The sequence below is a fragment of the Epilithonimonas zeae genome (genome assembly GCF_900141765.1).
Classification (GTDB): domain Bacteria; phylum Bacteroidota; class Bacteroidia; order Flavobacteriales; family Weeksellaceae; genus Epilithonimonas; species Epilithonimonas zeae.
Genome location: NZ_FSRK01000001.1, coordinates 147,843 through 168,931, shown reverse-complemented (window position 1 = coordinate 168,931; position 21,089 = coordinate 147,843). Strand labels below are relative to the sequence as shown.

Below are 21,089 nucleotides of genomic sequence, written 5' to 3'. Positions count from 1 at the left end.
TTTAATTTATACTATTTCCGAACTTAAACCTTTGTCAAGTAGTGCCTGGTGCATCGGTTTCAGTTTTTCAAGAGCGCCTGTTTTTACGGTACATTTTCCTTTGTAATGGATGAGCAATGTACATTGTTCCGCTTGTTCTGGTGTGTGTTCGCAAATATCAATCAGGCACATAATGACGAAATCGAAAGTGTTGACATCATCATTGTAAACCACGAGTTTGTAAACTTCGTCTTCAAGCTCCATTACCAATACTTCTTCTTCGTACTGGCGTTTTGGCTCATCGTAAGATTTATTATTGTAGATTTTCATAAGGCTGATTATTCAATAATTTCGTCTGTCAAATCTTCTACGAAAGGTTTGTTGTAAAGAAGTTCTACCAACTCCACACTTTTATTCTGCATTTTAAGAATCTTGAAATGATAATTTTCATAATCGAATTCCTGATTCTCTTCCGGGATATCCTGTAATTCGTTCAAAATAAAACCTGCTAACGTATTATATTCTCCTTCTTCAGAAAGCGGAATTTTTCTTGGTAATTTCTCATTAATCTCATCCAAAGGCTGAGTCGCTTTTATCCAATAGATATTTTCACCAACTTTATCTACAATTTTTTCTTCCTCATCTTCCTCATCCTGGATTTCTCCAACCAATTCTTCTAAGATATCTTCAAGCGTAATGATTCCTTCCGTTCCTCCAAACTCATCAATAACAATTGCCAAATGCTGTTTCTTGAATTGGAAAACCTTAAGCAAATCAGAAATCTTCTTACTTCCAACCACAAAGAATGCTTCTCGCATAAATCCTCTCAGACTCTCTTCAGAAACCTGACCTTTACTCTTGATATATTCTCTGATGATTTCTTTGGTGTAAAAAATCCCGATGATGTTATCAATCGAGCCTTCGTAAACCGGAATACGCGAATAACCGCTTTCCATAATCTGGTTGATAATATCTTCTGGGTCATCCTGAATATCGATAGAAGAAATATTCTGCCTCGTAATCATAATCTGTTTTGCATTATGATCCGTAAAATCGAATGCATTTTTTATGATTTCGTAATTCTCTTCTTCGATTTCGCCACTGTCAGCAGATTGTTTTACCAATAATTGTAATTCCTCCGTCGAGTGAATATCGTGTTCCGAGGCTGGAAATATTTTGATTAATTTCAGGAAAGCATTGGATAATGAGTTCATCAACCAAATGAAGGGTCTGAAGATGTTATAAAACCAATGCAAAGGATAAGCAATGAAAAGTGTTGTCGACTCTGATTTTCTAATCGCAATCGATTTCGGAACCAATTCTCCGAATACAATGTGCATCACTGTAATCAATAAGAAGCTACAAACAACCGAAATAGTTGTAACCGTAGCTTGAGCCAACTCGATATTCAATGAATGGAAAATAGACTCTATAATGTGATGCAGAGCGCTCTCTCCTACCCAACCCAAAGCAAGGGAAGCTAGCGTAATCCCCAGCTGAGTCGCTGAAAGATAAGCATCTAAGTTTTTGATAATGTTTTCGGCTTGTTTTGCTACGGCATTTCCTTCAGCAGCTTTTAGCTGGATTTGGGAATAACGTACTTTAACAATTGAGAATTCGGCGGCTACGAAAAAGCCATTTAGAAGAACTAAAAATAATGCAATGAGAAGTTTGACTAAACTATCGGGGTCCATTTAATGTTGTTATATATACAATCTGTACAAAGATATATATTTTTTTTAACTTCGATTTAGATATTAGAAGTTGGGGTATAGAAGTTGGAAAAAATATGATTTTGGTGATAAAACATTGATTTAAAACCAATATTTCGGAGCTTCGCCCCTCACTAAATGAATTATTTTCTACCAATATACCGAAACTTCGTCTCTTTTTTTTGTAAAGTTGATAAAAGGTGGACTGGTTATATTTGGCGAAGCTACAGCCCGACTTGAGCGGAAATCCTTTTTACGCAACGAAGTGGAGTGAAAAGATTGGGAGCGGAAGGCGGAAAAGCTGCCCAAAATAATAAAAAGCACTGAAGTTTGACCTCCAATGCTTTTTATAACTAACTACTAACTTTAACTTATCTTTAATTAACTGTTCTTAAGCGCTTCTGCTCCGGAAACAATTTCTAATATTTCGTTGGTGATGGCTGCCTGTCTTGCTTTGTTATAGAAAATCTTAAGGTCATTTCTAAGTGCTTCTGCATTATCGGTCGCCTTGTGCATCGCTGTCATCCTTGCACCGTGTTCTGACGCTACGGAATCTAGCACCGCTTTGAATATCTGAGTTTTAATCGATTTTGGAATTAATGTTTCCAAAATTTCTTGTCTGCCTGGTTCGAAGATGTAATCTACATTAACGTCTGAGCTTGTTTTCTCTACAGAAACTGCAATTGGTAAAACCTGCTCAGTTACTACTTCCTGAGTAGCAGCGTTGATGAATTTGTTATAAACAACGTAAACTTTGTCAAACTTTCCAGCTTTGAAATCTGACATCACTTTACTTGTCATATTTGAAACGTGGTCGAAAGAAAGGTTGTCAAACAAAGAACTGTGGTTTTCGTAAACAGTTTTGTTTTTTCTAAGTGCATCAAAAGCTTTCTTACCGATGGTTAAAACTTCTACTTCTACATTTTCGTTAGTAGAGAACTGAGTGTTCAATTCTTTGATAACAGAAGAGTTGAAAGCTCCAGCCAAACCTCTGTTGGAAGTCACGGTGATGAAAAGCACTTTTTTAACTTCTCTTTCTATAGCGAATTCTGAGATATTCTCAGCATCAGAAGCAGCACTTACGTTCTCTATAATCTCCTGAAGTTTTTCTGAGTAAGGTCTCAGCATTACGATTGCGTCTTGTGCTTTCTTCAGTTTCGCAGCGGAAACCATTTTCATAGCACTTGTAATCTGCATCGTAGAAGATATAGATGAAATTCTGCCTCGTATTTCTTTTAAGTTTGCCATTCTTTAGTTCAAAGATTATTGTTTAAAAAGTTCAAGGTTTCAAAACAATCGTTCTGAATCCTTGAACATTGAACTTTTTTAGTTGTATTTCGCAGAAAGTTCTGTTGCAACTTGTTTCAAAACTCCAGTTAATTGGTCATCAATTTTACCGGCTTTAAGAGCTGCCATCACTTCTGGATGTTTGTTTTTCAAGAAATCCACATATTCTACCTGGAATTCTTTTACCTTTCTGATTGGGATATTTCTCAATAGATTCTCAGTTCCTGCGTAAATCATCGCTACCTGATTTTCTACCGGAAGTGGAGAGTTAACTGGCTGCTTCAAAAGCTCCACGTTTCTTTCTCCTTTAGAGATTACTGCCAATGTAGCAGCATCTAAGTCAGAACCGAATTTAGCAAACGCTTCCAATTCTTTATATTGAGCCTGGTCTAATTTCAAAGTTCCAGAAACTTTTTTCATTGATTTGATCTGAGCGTTACCTCCAACTCTCGATACAGAGATACCAACGTTGATTGCCGGACGAACCCCTGAGTTAAACAAATCTGTTTCCAAGAAAATCTGTCCGTCTGTAATAGAGATAACGTTTGTCGGGATATATGCAGAAACGTCACCAGCCTGAGTTTCGATGATTGGAAGGGCTGTTAATGAACCACCACCTTTTACGATTGGCTTCAAAGATTCTGGCAAATCGTTCATTTGTTTTGCGATAGAATCATCAGCAATAACTTTTGCTGCTCTTTCCAACAATCTTGAGTGTAGGTAGAAAACGTCTCCTGGGTAAGCCTCACGTCCTGGTGGTCTTCTCAATAGAAGAGAAAGCTCACGGTAAGCAACCGCTTGTTTAGATAAATCATCATAAACAATCAAAGCAGCACGACCAGTATCTCTGAAGTATTCTCCGATAGAAGCACCTGCCATTGCAGAGTAAACCTGCATTGGAACTGGGTCAGAAGCGTTAGCTGCAACGATAACTGTATAAGCCAAAGCACCTTTGTCTTCTAACGTTTTAACGATTTGAGCTACAGTTGAAGCTTTTTGTCCAATTGCAACATATATACAATATACTGGCTGACCAGCATCATAAAATTCTTTTTGATTGATGATCGTGTCGATAGCAACAACTGTTTTACCAGTTTGTCTGTCACCAATAATCAACTCTCTTTGTCCTCTTCCTACCGGAATCATAGAATCGATAGCAACGATACCAGTCTGAAGTGGCTCGGTTACCGGCTGACGGAAGATAACTCCCGGCGCTTTTCTTTCCAAAGGCATCTCGTAAAGCTCACCACCGATAGGTCCTTTACCATCGATTGGATTTCCTAGAGTATCAACAACTCTACCAAGCATTCCTTCACCAACTTTGATAGAAGAGATTCTGTTAGTTCTTTTTACAGTATCACCTTCTCTTACCATTTTGGATTCCCCAAGAAGAGCCACACCTACGTTGTCTTCTTCAAGGTTAAGAACGATACCTTCTACTCCAGCTTCGAATCTTACCAATTCTCCGTACTGCACATTTTCTAAACCGTAAACACGAGCGATACCATCACCGATTGTAAGTACAGTTCCAACTTCTTCTACGTTAGATTGAGTATCGAAATTTGCTAATTGCTGCTTCAGTATCGCTGATACTTCTGCCGGATTTATTTCTGCCATTATATGGTTGTTTTTTCTTAATTAAGTTGAAATTCTTTTTTGATATTGTTCAGTTTGGTTTTAACTGAAGCATCGATTTGCTGGTCACCTACTCTTAGGATATAACCTCCCAAGATATCTGGTTTGATAATCGTTTCCAAATCATAGTTAGAAACATTTACCATATTAGAATCAGCAATTATTTTTTGAATATTTTGCTCTGACAATTTGCTAGCTGTAACCAAAGAAATACGTTGCGTTCCTTTGATATCTTCTACTTTATTGATGAATTCCTGAGCAATATTTTTAAGCTGAGATTCTCTACCTTGTTTGATAACCAATCGGATGATATTCTTCGAAACAGGAGAAAAATCTTTAAAAATTTCTAAAGCAATCGCTTCTTTCTTTCTTGCATCAATGATAGGCGTGTTGAAGAATGTGTTCAATTCTTTGGACAGAGACATTATTTTCACAATATCCTTCATCTCTACGAAAACAGATTCTGTATTACCAGACTCTTGTGTGAAATCCAGTAAACCTTGTGCGTATCTTTTAGCTACTTTAGATGTAAGCATCCTGATTAGTTAAGGTTAGATTTGTTAAGAATATTTTCTACCAAAGCGTTGTGTGCGCCATCGTTGTTCAATTTCTCTCTAAGAATATTTTCAGCGATGTTCACAGACAAAGTACCGATTTGGTTTTTGATATCAGCCATAGCCGCATTCTTTTCCGTTTGGATAGATTGTCTAGCTGCTTCAATCATTTTTTCACCTTCCACTTTAGCACTGTCTTTAGCTTGATTTACGATTTTATCTTTCATATCTCTAGCTTCTTTCAAGATACCATCTCTTTCAGCTCTAGCTTCACGAAGAATTCTTTCGTTATCTTCTTTCAACTGTGCCATTTCTTGTTTAGCCAATTTAGCTTGGTTAAGAGCATCGATGATTGAAGTTTCTCTCTCGTCGATAGATTTTAGAATTGGTTTCCACGCAAACTTTCCTAATACAAAAAGTAATACTAAGAAAATGATGGACTGAATGATAAATAATCCTGATGAAAACTGATGAAGTAATTCCATTATATAGTGAGATTAATTTTTATAAATTTTTAAATTAAACATTGCTGCAGCCAACCGCTGCAACAATGTTTTGAATTTTGTTTGGCTTATGATGCGAATAACGCAGCGAAAGCAACACCTTCTACCAATGCAGCAGCAATAAGCATAGCAGTTTGGATTTTTCCAGATTGCTCTGGTTGTCTAGCGATTGCTTCAAGAGCAGCAGCACCAATTTTTCCAAGACCGATACCTACACCAATAACGATAAGTCCGCTACCAATAATTTTAGGAATTTCCATAATATATAATTTAAAAAATTGTTTTATACTTTTAATTAATGAGCATGTTCATGCTCGTGCTCTTCAACTGCCATACCGATAAACAAAGCTGAAAGCATTGTGAATACGTAAGCTTGAAGGAACGCTACTAATACTTCTAATAAATAAATTACGAATGTCAAGAACGGGAAAGCAACTCCTGCAATCCAATTTTCGAAAATGTAAATTGAACCAATCAAAGTCATTACAACGATGTGACCTGCTGTCATATTTGCAAAAAGACGAATCATCAAAGCAAATGGTTTTGTCAATGTCCCCAATATTTCTATTGGCATCATAATAAACTTCATAGGAACTGGAACACCCGGCATCCAAAAAATATGTTTCCAATAATCTTTTGAGCCTGAGAAAGTTGTAATCAAGTAAGTTACAATTGCTAAACAAAATGTAATCGCAATATTACCCGTAACATTGATCCCAAAAGGCATCAAACCTAAAACATTCAGAAACAAGATAAAAAAGAATACAGTCAGTAGATAACCCATAAACCTCTTATACTTATGTCCAATGTTTGGAATTGCAATATCATCTCTTACAAAAATGACAAGTGGTTCAAGGAATTTTGCAGCACCAGAAGGAACAAGAGATTTTTTATAAGATCTTGCCATTCCTCCGAAAAGCACAATCATAAAAATAGCAACTAAGAAAATAACCAAAACACTTTTCGTGATAGATAAATCTAAAACTCTCTTTTCAGTTGGGTGGTGATCTTTATCTAATGTTAAAGTCCCCTTAGAATCTGTTCTGTAGATTTTTTCGTGGCTAAGTGTATAAAATTTACCATTACTTTCTACCGGAGAACCGTGGATAAACTCGTGCCCATCTACGCCTTCTGTATTACTCATAAAGAAATGAAATCCTTCATCATAAATAATAACCGGCAAAGGAAAACCAATATGATGACCATCTTTCACCATCAGGGCAACATCGTGAGCATCCAAAATATGGTGGTCTACGAACTCTTTAACTTCCTTTCTTCTCTCTTCTTTTCCAGAAAGCTCAGGAGTTTCAGTTACAGGCTTACCGTGTTGGTTTTCAACATTTTCGTGCTGAGCAAAAGCAGTTGCAAACATTAATAAACTGTAAAATAAAATTGCCGTTTTCTTTAGCATCGGTAGATTTTTTTTTCGTTTTGCAAAAATAGACTATTTTTTCTCTTTAGAAGAATTAATTTACTGTTTTTTGTCATAATTAATTAACTGAATTGCATAATATGTAAGCAACGTTGTCAAAATGAAATATGGAATAATAAAATGGAATTTATAATTCGGAATTGCTTCGAAATGAAGCTTGTTTTTTACAAGGAACATCAGCCCAAATTTCATGACAATCAGTCCTATCATTGCAAATCCTTGGTATTGCGGAAGAATTTTGTTAATCAAAATAATCAAGGTTATCATCATCATAAAAATGATTGTAAGAAATAAATAAAACTTGATTATCGTGACTTCATCCAGATGAAATGCAAATTTCCAAATTGCGAAATGTATAATAAATGTGAGAAAAAATATCACACTGATAATTAGGTTACTTTTGTTTTGCATTGTCCTGTTCTTCTTTATTTAAAATTTCGAGTCTCTTCAAGGTTGTGTATAGTGAAAGGCAAAGTCCGCTGAGACCAATCACCAAAACCAAAACATTGGAACCGGTTTCAAAATACAAATCCAACTGATGTCCGCCCCAAAAAGAAATCCCAATAATAAAAAGCATCTGAAAAACAACAGACGAATACTTTCCATATTTTCTAAGGGAATCGGAGGCGTTATTTTTTTTGTCTTCCAATTTTTGATTTTTGCAAAAGTAAACATTCTAAACAACTTGAATGATTTACAATTTTATGTGGATGTTAAACGCAAAGTCCACAAAGATTTTTTATGAGATTCTTTGTTTTTAAGTTTAACAAAGGCGATTCGCCCAGTAAGAAATCTGATCATTAATTATACGTAGAATCTGCAGCCCGACTTGAGCGGAAATCCTTTTTTGCGCTTACTCAACTTCTATTGAATCTGAAATCTTTCTGCAAAAAAGATTGGGAGCGGAAGGCGGATTAAGCTGCCCAAATAAAATAAACGATGACTGATAAGTGATGATTGATAATTCTAGAGTATGATTCTGTAACTTTCGTTTAAATTTTCTTATTTTTGCAACCTTAAATATCTTATTAAAGTTATGTTTAACAGTTTACAAGACAAGCTAGATAAAGCGCTTCATAATATTTCCGGACGTGGAAAAATCACGGAAATCAACGTTGCAGAAACGGTAAAGGAAATCCGAAGAGCATTGGTGGATGCCGATGTAAATTATAAAGTTGCCAAAGACCTCACAAAAAGAGTTCAGGATAAAGCGATTGGTGAAAACGTTTTGACATCGCTAACGCCGGGACAATTGATGACGAAAATTGTTCATGACGAATTGGTGGATCTGATGGGTGGTTCACAAGAGGGGATCAACCTTTCCGGAAAACCTACTGTGATTTTGATTGCCGGTCTTCAAGGTTCTGGTAAAACGACTTTCTCAGGAAAATTAGCCAACTATCTGAAACAAAAAAGAAGCAAAAAACCACTTTTGGTAGCTTGTGACGTTTACAGACCTGCGGCGATCGACCAGTTGAAAGTTCTGGGAGGACAAATCAATATTGAAGTTTATACGGAAATCGACAATAAAAATCCTGTAGCGATTGCTGAGAATGCGATTAATTATGCCAAGTCTAAAGGCTTTGACACGATTATCGTGGATACAGCTGGCCGTTTGGCGATTGATGAGCAAATGATGAATGAAATCAAGTCAGTTCATCAAACGATCAAACCAACTGAAACGCTTTTCGTTGTAGATTCGATGACAGGACAGGATGCTGTGAATACGGCGAAAGCCTTTAATGACACTTTGAATTTTGACGGGGTTGTTCTTACTAAATTGGATGGTGATACGAGAGGTGGAGCTGCTTTGACAATCCGTTCTGTTGTAGAAAAGCCTATCAAATTTATCTCTACCGGCGAAAAAATGGAGGCGCTCGACCTTTTCTATCCGGAAAGGATGGCGGACAGAATCCTTGGAATGGGAGATGTTGTTTCCTTGGTAGAAAGAGCTCAGGAACAATTTGACGAAGAGGAAGCTAAAAAACTTCATAAGAAAATTGCTAAGAATGAATTTGGCTTTGATGACTTCTTGAAGCAAATCAACCAAATCAAGAAAATGGGTAATATGAAGGATTTGATGGGGATGATTCCGGGTGTTGGAAAAGCGATCAAAGATGTCGATATCAATGATGATGCTTTCAAACATATTGAAGCTATTATCCACTCGATGACACCAGAAGAGAGAAGAAGACCTTCTATCATCAATGTTTCAAGAAAACAAAGAATTGCTAAAGGTGCAGGAAGAAAATTGGAAGATGTGAATGCACTAATGAAACAGTTTGACCAAATGGGGAAAATGATGAAAATGATGCAAGGTCCTCAAGGTAAACAAATGATGCAGATGATGAGCAAAATGCCGAATATGCCTGGAATGGGTGGTGGTTTGTTTGGAAAGTAGAATATGAAAATTTAGATAAAAAATGCGATTCAGTTGAATCGTATTTTTATTTTTTAATCTATTGATTTTAGCAATATCCACATTTGTTTTGATATTGGAACACCTGTCCTTGCATTTTTCCATTTTAATAAACTCCAATAAGTATTGGAAGATAAAGGTTTTCCGCTGTAATCTTTTCCGTTCCATTTAAAATCTGTATTTGAGATAGAATGTTCAAATACCTTACTGCCTATTTTATTATAGATAGATATTTCCAGTTCAGAATAGTCTTTTAGCTTAGAATAATCCCAAAAATCATTAATACCATCACCATTGGGAGAAAAGAAGTTTGGAAGCTCTATATTTTCCTGTAATGTCAAAAGCTTGATTTCTTTTTTGATAAAACAATCTGTTGGTGATGTAATTTTAACGTATGCGGTCAAAAGCGCTGTTTCATACGCTTCAGGCTTATCAATAAATTTTGTCAAATCACTATCTTCATAAAATTTATAATCATTCTTACCTTTGTCAATAATAGTTTCTGTGAGGTCATATTTTCCTTTACCATTGGATTCAGAAATAGGATATAACTCAGGTTTTATTTCTGCAACAGGTCTTTCATTAACAAATACACTAGCCTTTATAGTTTCACATAGTCCCATAGTTTCTGTACAAATTCTATAGACAAACCTATCATCTCCGGTAAAATCCACGTTTGGAATATACTTTAAATTTAAATTATCTTTGATAACTTTTCCATACATTGGTTCTGTCAAAATTTCTAACTTAGAAATCTTTTCGGATTCATTAGGTGTAGAAAATTTTGGAGTGAATGCTATGTCATCACATATTTTTCCAAAATCTTTATCTACAACTGTATAAGGGCAGTGAGTAATATTAAAACTATTAGTTGTATAAGTTACATTAGAATAAGTTAAAACACAAGTATATAGTCCTGGCTCGGTCGGAATATAAGTAGCTTGATTTGCCCCAACGATATCTACTCCATCTTTTTGCCATTGTATTTTATCAAAATCTGTATTATTGAGTTTTAGAAGTAATCCTTCTTCTATACAATTTCCATTCATTGTAATGAAAGGGTCATTACTGTAACTTACTACACTTCCTGCATAACCAGAATAAGAACTAGAATATGCAGTCGTTGTACCACCAACAAAATCTACATTTAAACTTTTGTCCGATTCTATCACTACATTTCCTTTAGAGTTCTGGATGGTATGATATATCCAATTGGGTTTCCCTAAAATATCTGTTCCTCCAGTTAACTGAACTCCATTTATCTTAATGTTCGCATTTTTTTCAGTTTTGATGGAAAGTTTGCTTCGCATTTCCTGTCCTCCGATATCGTCGATAAAGGGAATTGTAACATTCTTTATTTGATATTCTTTATCTAAAGGATAAGAAAAAAGCATAGCACTAGTCTTATCTACTTTATATACATAATTTCGAGGGTCAATAGGCTTATCATAAAATGTTGCTAAAAGTTGATAACAATAGATAGGTTTTGTAGCTCTGATAAACATAGCAGAAGTAGTAATTTCTCTACCCTCTTCATTTATAAAAGAAGACTCAGAACCTTCAATGAATTTTTTATCCGCTTGATATGGTCCTATATAATGTTCTCCTTTATTTAATGTAAAAAGTGGGGTATTTTCATTATTAAAGAAAATCTGCGTCCCATCCTCTGTGGCCACAATTATTGCTTTTTCTGTAAAGTATTTACCTGCAGCCATACCATTGACAACCAAATATTCTTTTCCCAATTTATCAACCGGCATACTTTGATCTATATTAACACTTCCACCATCTAAAGCTGCATCTTGACTTAAAAGATTTCCATTATTAACAACAATAGGTTTATCAGATACTATAGTTGCACCGATAAGATGAGGATCAAAGTAATCATTAAGTGCCCCGGTTGTATTATCTTTTTTTAAAGCTGCAACTATGTAAGATTGATTTTTATTTAAAGTAATATTAATTTCATTATTTGTAGATCCATTGGTAAATTTTAAACCATTTTTGTAACCTGATATTTTTATTTTTGTATTATCGTAATACGCAGTGATACTCGCTTGATAATTCATTGGATTTGGATTAAAACTACCATTCAAAAGATTTTGATCATTAACCACGAAGAATGATTTCCCTAAGGCGCTTTTCCCTTTTGATGATATTATCTCTGTATTCGCACCAACGTATTTAAGATTTGCATAAAAACTATTCTCACCCACAAGATGTAAACCTCTGTCAAGAGGAATCATAGTATCTCCTATAAAAGAAGTATATACAGATTGTATAATATTTGCAACTACCAGATCATATTCTATTGGATTATATTTATCAATCTTTACATTACCTACGAGATTATTGCCATTATAAATATAAACGTTAAAAGGTATTGTTTTATCTGTAGAAAGTGATACAACAGCACTTTTGACATTAGCACCAGAACTAAAAACAGAAGGAAACCAATGTTCCAAATCTAACTGAGCTTTTATATTATTTTGAAAAAGGAGAAAAAGAAAAAATAGAAAAAGTTTTTTCATAGAGCAATTTTGATAATATCAGAAGAAGATTAATAGTTTTTTTATAAAAGTACAAAAAGATAAGATTGAAAGTCATTTATTTAAAAAAATCTAATAAATCTATATACAAAAAGAGCTGTCCAAAATAGACAGCTCTTTGACGAAAATAATATTGTTATTCTATCTAGCCCAGAATGGGGTAAATTGATTTTTTGTAAATACATCAGTCGCCGTCATGTTTGGAACATTATTAGCATTTGATGCATATTCTGACGTAGGATAAATCAATCTATTTGGCTTCACCGTTCCTGTAGCAATAGTTGCCATAGGAGTAATAGGATACCCGGTTCTAGTATAATCAAAGAATGATTGTTCCGGATTAATACCAGTTAAGGCAATCCATTTCTGAGTCATAATAGCTTCAAGTTTATTATCATTAGAACCTGTCCAACCTAATTTTGGAACTGCATTTATACTAGTAATATAAGCTGCTGCCCCCGTTGCTCCAAGATAAGAGTATGAAGCTGTAATCCCAGCTTCAAAATGTCCTTTATCATTCCCGAAAACAGCTGGATATCTAAGTGCAGCTTCAGCTAATAAAAATTCTGTCTCCGCTTTTGATAACAAAACAACTGGTTTTGCTGATGCAGCTGCAACAATATCAGCAGGAGCAGTTGATGTAATTGTAGTATTATTACCTACAATTAATCCTAAACCAAATCTAGATACAGTATTTCCTGTTCTACCTGCTTCAGCCCCTGCTTGACCAGGCGTAGCCCCTTGTCTCACACCTTCTACAGTTGCTTCTGTAGCATCACGACCGGCTGGAGTAATCAACGTAAATAATCTTCCTGATCTACCATCTTTTATCCCATTGAATTTTTGATAAACATCTCTAGGATCATTATATTCAACACTAGTCGTTGCAGATGTAGGAATATATCTTTTATTACCATTCAAAGCCAAAGCAATATGTTCAGAAGCCGTATACAAAGTATAGCTTTGGTTACCTGATACTGGTCTTGCACCTGAACTAAGAACAACCCAATAATTAGTCCATGGATTTTGCTTAGAATCGCTTGTAGAAGAATATCCTGGATTCATGGTCACATTACTAGCAGAAAATGTTGCACCAGCCAAGGTAGCTAATTTTTGATCTCTGTAAGTAGCCATTTCGCCTGTTACGTTAGACATTCTTATAAGATATCTCAACTTAATAGTATTAGCAAAAGCAATCCAACTTGGCATAGTCCCTCCAAAGACAACATCTGCGCTACCAGGATTAGCACCAGTACCAGAATTAATTAATTGAACCGCACTTTCCAAATCTGCGATGGATGCTTTATATATATCTTCTCCTTTATCATATTTAGGCGAAAGATTTAATTCTCTTTTGAAAGCTTCTGTGTAGGGCATATCACCATATAAATCTGTAAGAATCTGTACATGATAAGCTTTCATAATCATTGACATCGCTTTAAATTGTTTATATTGACCATTTGGATCGTTATAATCAATAATTGTTTGAAAATTCGTAATTTGTCTAAACATAGCATCCCAAATCGCTGAATTATAACCAGAAGTAATATTGGGAGTATAGTCATCTACAAATGGCGTTCCGAATGAATATGAATTCCCCGCTAAACTATTCATTTGTAAGCTTGCAAAGGCGTTTAAAACTCTAGCTTGTACATAACTTCCAGCAGTCGCGCTAAAAACTGATCCACCTGTTACAGCTCCTGGAAAAATATAGTTTGGAGTGAGCAAATTCGCATCTGCTCTATCTGGGTCTATATTAGTATCTAAAAAATCATTACACGATATGCTACTAAGCAAAGTAGCCGATAATGCCATTAATATTATTTTATTTTTCATTTTTTTTAATTTAGAAAGTTGCATTTAATTTAAATCCGAATACTCTAGTAGTTGGATATTGTGAAGTGTCAGCAATTCCAGATAAATTTCCGGTATAATTTGAAGTTTCTGGATCAGCAAAGTTTCTATTACTTTTTGCATATATTGCGATTGGATTTCTTGCATATAGGCTAAATGTAACCCCATTTACAAATGTAGATGCTAAAAGAGACTTTGGCAAATCATAGCTTAAAGCAATCTCTCTTACTTTGAAAAAAGTTGCATCTACAATAAGATTTTCACCTGTTCTTCTAAAATTATTACCTGTCCAATAAGTTACAGCTCCAGAATAATCAGCCGAATATGCAGCAGTAGTATTAGCGACATATTGTCCATTTATTAATTGTACTGAATTTGGCACAACATATCCATTTTCTCTATCTTGATTTGCAGTTTGTTCAAGACCACCTGTAAATGCTAACAAACCTTTGGTAAATGAAACAAACTGTCCTCCTTTTCTGTAATCCATAACTGCAGAAAGAGACAATCCTTTATATTTAAAAGAGGTAGTAAGTCCCATTGTATAATCTGGATTCACATTTCCTAAAACTGAAAGAGCAGAATTAATAATAGGTACACCATTTGCACCTACAATGATATTACCATTAGGATCTTTTTGGTATGTTGAGCCAACAAAAGAATAAAGGTTCTGTCCTACTACAGCCGCTACACCAATAGAAGGTGATGAATATGTAAGTAAAGAAACTTGAGACGCACCACTACGCAAAGACTCTAATATAGTTTCTGATTTAGAAAAATATGCATGTAAATTCCAAGTGAAATTTTGAGTTTTAATAGGTGTAAGTCCCAAATCAATATCAAAACCTTTAGTTTTAGAGTTTCCAATATTATCTACATAAGATGATAAACCACTAGAATTTGATGGAGCTGATGCAATAATTAAATCTTTAGTTTTTGATTGATAAACAGATCCTTCCAAAGTAATACGATCGTTAAAAAATCCAAACATTGCATTTAATTCAATACTATTAAAATACTCTGGTTTTAAGTTTGGATTTGTAACAGAAGTATTTAAAATGTAAGAAGGAACATTAAAAGGATATCCTGCAGCCACATTTCCCGTAGGATTTATTTGATATGGATTTAAATTTGCATTACCCACTCTGGAATAACTAGGTGCAATTTTCATGTAAGTTAATACATCACCACCAAAATCAAAAGCCTTAGTAGGAATGAATGATAAACCAGCAGAATAGTATGGATACGCTTTATTATTAAAGTTTCCACCTATATTTGTTGTAAACAATGAACTTTGTTCGTATCTATATGTAGCATTCAAGAATAAATAATCTTTATATGCCAGATCTAAATTTCCAAAAAATGCATAGGTTTTAACTCTTCTATTATAGTTCTCCATAGTACCACCATCTTCTTTTGTACCAGTATCAGTAGGAAGTGCAAGTGAGCTAATGTTATTTACACTATACCATCCTGGAATTATTAATCCTGACCCACCTACAGATCTTGCATTATATGCTCTATCTTGGATATTATTACCTAAATTTACTTTTAGATTCAAGTCATCGGTCAAATCATAATTAAAATTCAACATCAAATCGCCATAATATCTTCTATCTGTGTAATTTCTATTATAAAAATAAGAAGCAACACCATTAGGTAGAGGAACATTTGCATCAGCATAAGTTACCACATCCTTAAATCCATCATTATGATTTTCTTGTTCAGTTTTAGATAGACTAAGATTTCCTGTATAGCTTAAATTTATGTTTTTATTAAAATCATACTGTAGTGATACGATACCATTCAAATATTCCATTGTTGAATTCAATCTTTCATGTTGCATCGTCCAATATGGATTGGTAGCATAGGCTGTAAGATAACCCGGAATCCCCGAATTTCTATAGACTCTTATATCATTTGTTGTTGGCATTTGCAAAATATCATCGTACAAACCTCCATTTGTTTGGTTTACAGTTCTACTGATATAGTTAAATTGCCCATCAATTCTTAGTTTATTAAATTTTTTACCTCCTTTGAATAAGAAATTATTTTGTTTAAGTTTATCATTCGCAACCACAAATTCATTATCTAATCTATTCATCGACAGAAACGCATAAGAATCAGGACCACCAACATTTATGCTCAAACCATTTTGAAAATTAACACCATTTTGAAAGAATTTCGAAAAATGATCTTTTACTGGTGCATATTTACCATAGATATAATTTCCATCTGCTTGAGGAAGACCTGTCGGAACCATTTGTCCACCTAAGCTACCATTATAAGCTGGTCCCCAAGATGTATTTTCCCATGGCACATAGTTTGTTCCACCATAATCTTCATCACTATAGCTTTCATCTTGTACTCCTTTACCATATCGAGTTTGTACTTTAGGAAGTTTGAATACCTGACTTATTTCTACGGCAGAAGTTAAATTAAATGTAATTTTTTCGGATTTAGTTCCTTTTTTGGTTGTTACAATAATTACACCATTCACACCCTGCGATCCATAAAGAGCAGACCCTTGTAAACCCTTAATAATGTTTACACTTTCAATAGCTTCAGGAGGTATTGCTCCTAAAATCGCCGCTGTCGAAATTGAATTATCAATAACTATTAGTGCTTGATTATTTCCAGTTACAGACTTTGCACCTCTCAAAACAATATTATAATCAGGGTTAACCGAACTATTTGTATTAGTAATTTTTAGTCCGGATACTTTACCTGTTAATGATTGTATAGCACTAGGCGCTGCAGCTTGATTCAATTCCTTTGTACCAACTATTTGTTGTGCACTTGTTGTAGCATCAGCTGTCTTCTTGATACCCAGAGCTCCAGTTATTACAACCTCCTCGATCTGTGTTGTCTTAGCAGTATCTTTTACCGTTTGTGCAGAAACTACTGCAAAAGACGACGAAAGAACTACTGCCAACACACTTGTTGTTAATTTTTTCATATCAAATCAAATTTTTCAATAAACAAAAATGCAAAACTTTATTAATATATCCAACATAAATTCTTAAAAATTTGTTAATAGTATTCAATCAAGCCGCACTATTACATAACTTTGCAGTAATATTTTTTATTATGCTATTAATACAAAATTTTTCAGAATCATTTATTGAAGCCGGATGTGATGAAGTCGGAAGAGGATGTCTTGCAGGACCTGTAGTTGCTGCCGCTGTAATAGTCAATAAAAATTTTAAGCAAAATTTGGTTAACGATTCTAAAACGTTAAATTTCAAAACCAGACAGAATCTTGACCTTTATATTAGAGAAAATGCGGTTGATTTTGCTATTGCAGAATTGTCTCCTGAATTTATAGATGAACATAATATATTGAATGCCAGCCTTCACGCAATGCACAGAGCGCTCGACCAATTGAAAACCAGGCCAGAATTGATTTTGGTTGACGGCAACAAATTCCATCCTTATAATTATATCCCGCATCATTGTATTATAAAAGGTGATAGCAAGTATCTCTCGATTGCCGCAGCTTCAATTCTTGCAAAAAATTACCGTGATAATCTGATGATCAAACTTCACGATGAATTTCCTAACTATGGCTGGAACACCAATTTTGGGTACTGTACAAAAACACATCAAAAAGCTTTGAAGAAATTTGGTCCAAATATTCACCACAGAAAGTCTTTCCGATTGGATTATGATGTAGAAATCTGAAATTAAAAATAAATATTTTTTATTTAAAACATAAAAATTAGTAATATTTTAAATTAAAAACCACACAAATCATTTAAAATAATCAATTAGTCTTTGGACGAACTAAGGACGAACATAGGATATACAAAGAACGAACAAACACAAATGAAAATTATTCAGATTCTGACCTGTTTTATATCGATTCTTTTATCTTAGTTTCTTATCTTCGTTATTATGCAAAACTCATATTCTGTTATCAACGCATCTGCTGGTTCAGGTAAAACTTACACGCTCGTTCAGAGGTTGTTGATGATTTGTCTAAGATTTCCCAATCAATCGGATGCAATCAGAACTATTATTGCATTAACGTTTACCAACAAAGCTGCCAACGAAATGAAGGAAAGGATCCTTTTCTATCTTGGCGAATTTGTGAAAGATAATTATTCCGAAAATCAAGATCTTAAAAACATCCAGGAAGCATTAGAACATCAAGGTTACAGAATCACTTTGGCTGATTTACGATTGCGTTCCCAAAAAGTTCTGGATTATATTCTGCACCACTACTCTACACTTAATATCGGAACGATTGACAAGTTCAATTCACGATTGGTCAAGAGTTTTTCCTATGAATTGGGATTGGCTCAGAACTTTAATTTAGAAATTCAGCCCGAACCTTATTTAATAGAAGCGGTTGACAAAATGTTGGACGAGATTGGCGAGGAACAAGCCGTTTCCGAAGCATTTATGGATTTCATCAATTATAATCTTGATAATAATGAACGTGTTAATCTGAATCAAACGCTTTACAACTCGGCAAAGAAATTCGTGAATGACATCCATTACAAACCGTTGCAGGACAACAAAGATTTTGAATGGCAAGCCTACGAAAACAAGAAAAATGAGCTGAGAAAAAAAATCAGTGATAACAAAATCCAATCCTCACAATTGGCGACACAAGCTTTAGAATTAATAAAAACCCGAGGAATAGATATTGAAGATTTTGCTCAGGGAAAAAATGGTTTGGGTGGATTTTTCCAAAAAATTCAGGATTTTTATAACAAAAAAAGAGATGGATTTCCTTTCCCTAGCAATGAAGATTCTGCTTTAACGAATTATCTGAAAGGTGCTTCTGCAAAAGGAAAAATTAAAGAATCAGATATTTCGGAGATTTTGCCACAATTGATTTCCTGGAGAAAAGATATTATCAATATTTATATTGATTCTCAGAAAAAAGAGAAAATTCTGGAAGCGATTTTACCCCTGAAAGTGAATGCCGATATCCAGAAAAAACTGATGGAAATTGAGGAAGAAAACGATTTGGTTTTACTTTCGAAATTCAATATTATAATTAATGAAAACCTTCGGAATGAGCCTTCTGCATTCATTTATGAGAAAGTAGGAACTCAGTTTCAACATTACTTTTTTGATGAGTTTCAAGATACATCGTCGATGCAATGGCAGAATTTTTTGCCACTTCGTGACAACAGCATTACTTCGGACAATACTAGTTTTACGATTGTCGGCGATCCGAAACAAAGTATCTACCGATTCCGCGGTGGCGAAAGTGAACTGATGCTGAATATAATCAATCAAACCGAAATCACTCCTAAATTTGCAACAGCCGAACACTTAAAATTCAATTGGCGAAGCGCGAAAAACATCGTCGATTTTAATAATCGATTGTATGATTTTATGTCTCAGGCTTTGAATAATGAGCATCAAAAAATCTTTGGCGAAAATGCCGTTCAAGAGGCAAAATCTAATATGGAAGGCCGGGTAAAAGTTCATCTTTTGGAAAATTCGGTTAAATCTGTTTTCTACGAACAATCGGCAGAAAAAATGCGCAACGACATTCAGGAATGTTTGGACAATGGATTTACATTTTCTGATATTACGATTCTTTGTCGTGGAAACAGTGATATTTTCAATTATTCCCAGTTATTAAGCAATCTAAAAGTCAATTATAACAACAAAGAAACTTACATCAAAACAATTTCTGAGAAAGGATTGACACTTGATTTATCTTTTACGATTAAAGCTTTAGTTGAATTCCTGAAATGGGAAATCAATCCGAAAAACAAACAGTTTTTGGTAAAGATGATGTACTTTTTGAATGTCTCTGGAAGAGTAAAAATGAATGATTTCACTTCTGAAATTAAGACCATTTTAAGTCTCGAATCCAAGAAAGATATCGAAAATTATATTGATGCTCATTACCAAGTCAAATTAGTTCAAAACGACATCCCACAACTGAATCTTTATAATTTCATCGAATATTATATTCAGGAATTTGCTGTCGAGAATAAGGAAACTGATTTTCTTCTTAACTTCCTTGAGATGTTATTCAATTACACTCAAAATGCGGGTGCAACGCTGAAAGAATTCCTGAAATTTTGGGATGATGAGGCTTCGAAAATCAGCATTCAGGCGAGTGAGAATATCGATGCGGTTCAGATTATGACCATTCATAAAGCTAAAGGTCTTGAGTTTCCTGTTGTTTTCATCCCGATGCGAAACGAAAACAGCGACAAAAAATTCTCCGAATGGTATGACCTCAATAGTGAAGATGAATTGAAAACCGTGATTCTGACTCAGTTTTCTTCGGAGTTGGAAACTTATGATGAAGATTTGGCTCAATTCAATTCTGAAAATTCTTACCGAAATAAAATTGACCGTTTTTGCATCCAATATGTTGCAACTACACGACCTGTGGAACAGCTATTCCTCTATCTGGAAAAACCTAGTAAATCTTCCAATTATTTGGAATTATTTGATTTCGTGACAGAGTTTCAGCCGACAGAAAATGGGGAAAAATTAGATTCATTTGATATTTTCCACGTTGCTGATTTAACAAAACAAAAAAGAAAAGCGAAGAAAGAATATCTCTCGGAAAACATCAATTCAATTTCTCAGAATACCGAAAAAGCCTCGAATATCGAAATTGCTACGACTTCCAAAAATTATCAAAATCGTGTAGAACATGTGCGAATGGGAATTTTCACCCACGAAATTTTATCCAAAATCAAAACCAAGAAAGATGTTTCTAAAGTTCTAAACGCTTACCTTCTGGAAGGCATTATTACCAACGAAGAAAAGAAATCAATTTTGGAAAGAATTGAAAATGTAATTAATGATGTGAATTATTCTGCTTATTTTGAAGACCATCTGAAAATCATCAATGAAAGAGAAATGTTTGCAACAGAAAATGAGCAATCAAAAACTTATCGTCCTGACCGATTGGTAGAAACGGAAAACGGCTTTATCATTGTGGATTTCAAGACCGGCGAGGAAAAAGACAAAGACCAAAAGCAGGTTGATCTTTATCAAAATAAGCTGGAACAATTTGGAAAAAAAGTTGTGAAAACGGATGTGATTTACATCTAACCTGTCAGAAAAACCTTACAAGGCTGCGAAGCTCATCTAGTCTTTCCCGAAAGCTTGTTGCAGGAGTGCGGGAGACTTTCGGGAAGTACTGAAGGCTTGTTGCAGGGGTGCAGGAAGC

16 protein-coding genes are annotated in these 21,089 nt (G+C 34.6%); 3 read left to right on the top strand and 13 right to left on the bottom strand.

Going from position 1 to position 21,089, the window contains the following annotated elements; genetic code table 11:
- Positions 1–6: 6 nt before the first annotated feature.
- The 10 genes from BUR19_RS00750 to BUR19_RS00705 form a co-directional block, all read right to left on the bottom strand.
- Positions 7–309, bottom strand: a complete 303-nt coding sequence (locus BUR19_RS00750) for an ATP-dependent Clp protease adaptor ClpS (RefSeq protein WP_074233028.1) — start codon at positions 307–309, stop codon at positions 7–9.
- Between the two features lie 8 nt (positions 310–317).
- Positions 318–1,673, bottom strand: a complete 1,356-nt coding sequence (locus BUR19_RS00745; protein ID WP_074233027.1) for a hemolysin family protein — start codon at positions 1,671–1,673, stop codon at positions 318–320.
- A 399-nt stretch (positions 1,674–2,072) separates the two neighbouring features.
- Complete coding sequence (gene atpG / locus BUR19_RS00740; RefSeq protein WP_074233026.1) at positions 2,073–2,939, bottom strand: ATP synthase F1 subunit gamma; 867 nt, start codon at positions 2,937–2,939, stop codon at positions 2,073–2,075.
- A 78-nt stretch (positions 2,940–3,017) separates the two neighbouring features.
- Positions 3,018–4,595 (bottom strand): F0F1 ATP synthase subunit alpha, encoded by a 1,578-nt coding sequence (atpA, locus tag BUR19_RS00735; protein WP_074233025.1) that lies wholly within the window; start codon positions 4,593–4,595, stop codon positions 3,018–3,020.
- A gap of 17 nt (positions 4,596–4,612) precedes the next feature.
- Positions 4,613–5,149 (bottom strand): ATP synthase F1 subunit delta, encoded by a 537-nt coding sequence (gene atpH / locus BUR19_RS00730; RefSeq protein WP_074233024.1) that lies wholly within the window; start codon positions 5,147–5,149, stop codon positions 4,613–4,615.
- A 5-nt stretch (positions 5,150–5,154) separates the two neighbouring features.
- Complete coding sequence (locus BUR19_RS00725; RefSeq protein ID WP_074233023.1) at positions 5,155–5,652, bottom strand: F0F1 ATP synthase subunit B; 498 nt, start codon at positions 5,650–5,652, stop codon at positions 5,155–5,157.
- Positions 5,653–5,738: 86 nt separating this feature from the next.
- The gene (gene atpE, locus BUR19_RS00720) at positions 5,739–5,930 is read right to left on the bottom strand and encodes an ATP synthase F0 subunit C (protein WP_034975839.1); all 192 of its coding nucleotides are present in this window, start codon (positions 5,928–5,930) and stop codon (positions 5,739–5,741) included.
- Between the two features lie 35 nt (positions 5,931–5,965).
- Positions 5,966–7,081, bottom strand: coding sequence for a F0F1 ATP synthase subunit A (gene atpB / locus BUR19_RS00715; protein ID WP_074233022.1), 1,116 nt, complete (start codon positions 7,079–7,081; stop codon positions 5,966–5,968).
- 60 nt (positions 7,082–7,141) lie between these two features.
- Complete coding sequence (locus BUR19_RS18765) at positions 7,142–7,375, bottom strand: hypothetical protein (RefSeq protein WP_139297234.1); 234 nt, start codon at positions 7,373–7,375, stop codon at positions 7,142–7,144.
- Between the two features lie 121 nt (positions 7,376–7,496).
- Positions 7,497–7,751: an AtpZ/AtpI family protein gene (locus BUR19_RS00705; protein WP_074233020.1), complete on the bottom strand. Its 255-nt coding sequence runs from the start codon at positions 7,749–7,751 to the stop codon at positions 7,497–7,499.
- A 387-nt stretch (positions 7,752–8,138) separates the two neighbouring features.
- Between BUR19_RS00705 and ffh the strand changes: the two genes are divergently transcribed.
- Entirely contained in the window at positions 8,139–9,503 is a 1,365-nt protein-coding gene (gene ffh / locus BUR19_RS00700; RefSeq protein WP_074233019.1) for a signal recognition particle protein, read from the top strand.
- Positions 9,504–9,556: 53 nt separating this feature from the next.
- Here the strand turns inward: ffh and BUR19_RS00695 are convergent, their stop codons facing one another.
- From BUR19_RS00695 to BUR19_RS00685, 3 genes are all read right to left on the bottom strand, one after another.
- Positions 9,557–12,052, bottom strand: a complete 2,496-nt coding sequence (locus tag BUR19_RS00695) for a T9SS type B sorting domain-containing protein (RefSeq protein WP_074233018.1) — start codon at positions 12,050–12,052, stop codon at positions 9,557–9,559.
- A 159-nt stretch (positions 12,053–12,211) separates the two neighbouring features.
- Positions 12,212–13,684 (bottom strand): SusD/RagB family nutrient-binding outer membrane lipoprotein, encoded by a 1,473-nt coding sequence (locus BUR19_RS00690; RefSeq protein ID WP_175565852.1) that lies wholly within the window; start codon positions 13,682–13,684, stop codon positions 12,212–12,214.
- Positions 13,685–13,916: 232 nt separating this feature from the next.
- Positions 13,917–16,883 (bottom strand): SusC/RagA family TonB-linked outer membrane protein, encoded by a 2,967-nt coding sequence (locus BUR19_RS00685; RefSeq protein WP_074233017.1) that lies wholly within the window; start codon positions 16,881–16,883, stop codon positions 13,917–13,919.
- Between the two features lie 131 nt (positions 16,884–17,014).
- Here BUR19_RS00685 and BUR19_RS00680 point away from each other — a divergent pair, with 131 nt between their 5' ends.
- Together BUR19_RS00680 and BUR19_RS00675 are read left to right on the top strand one after the other, a co-directional pair.
- Positions 17,015–17,608 (top strand): ribonuclease HII, encoded by a 594-nt coding sequence (locus BUR19_RS00680; RefSeq protein WP_074233016.1) that lies wholly within the window; start codon positions 17,015–17,017, stop codon positions 17,606–17,608.
- A 213-nt stretch (positions 17,609–17,821) separates the two neighbouring features.
- Positions 17,822–20,971 (top strand): UvrD-helicase domain-containing protein, encoded by a 3,150-nt coding sequence (locus BUR19_RS00675; RefSeq protein ID WP_074233015.1) that lies wholly within the window; start codon positions 17,822–17,824, stop codon positions 20,969–20,971.
- Positions 20,972–21,089 lie beyond the last annotated feature (118 nt).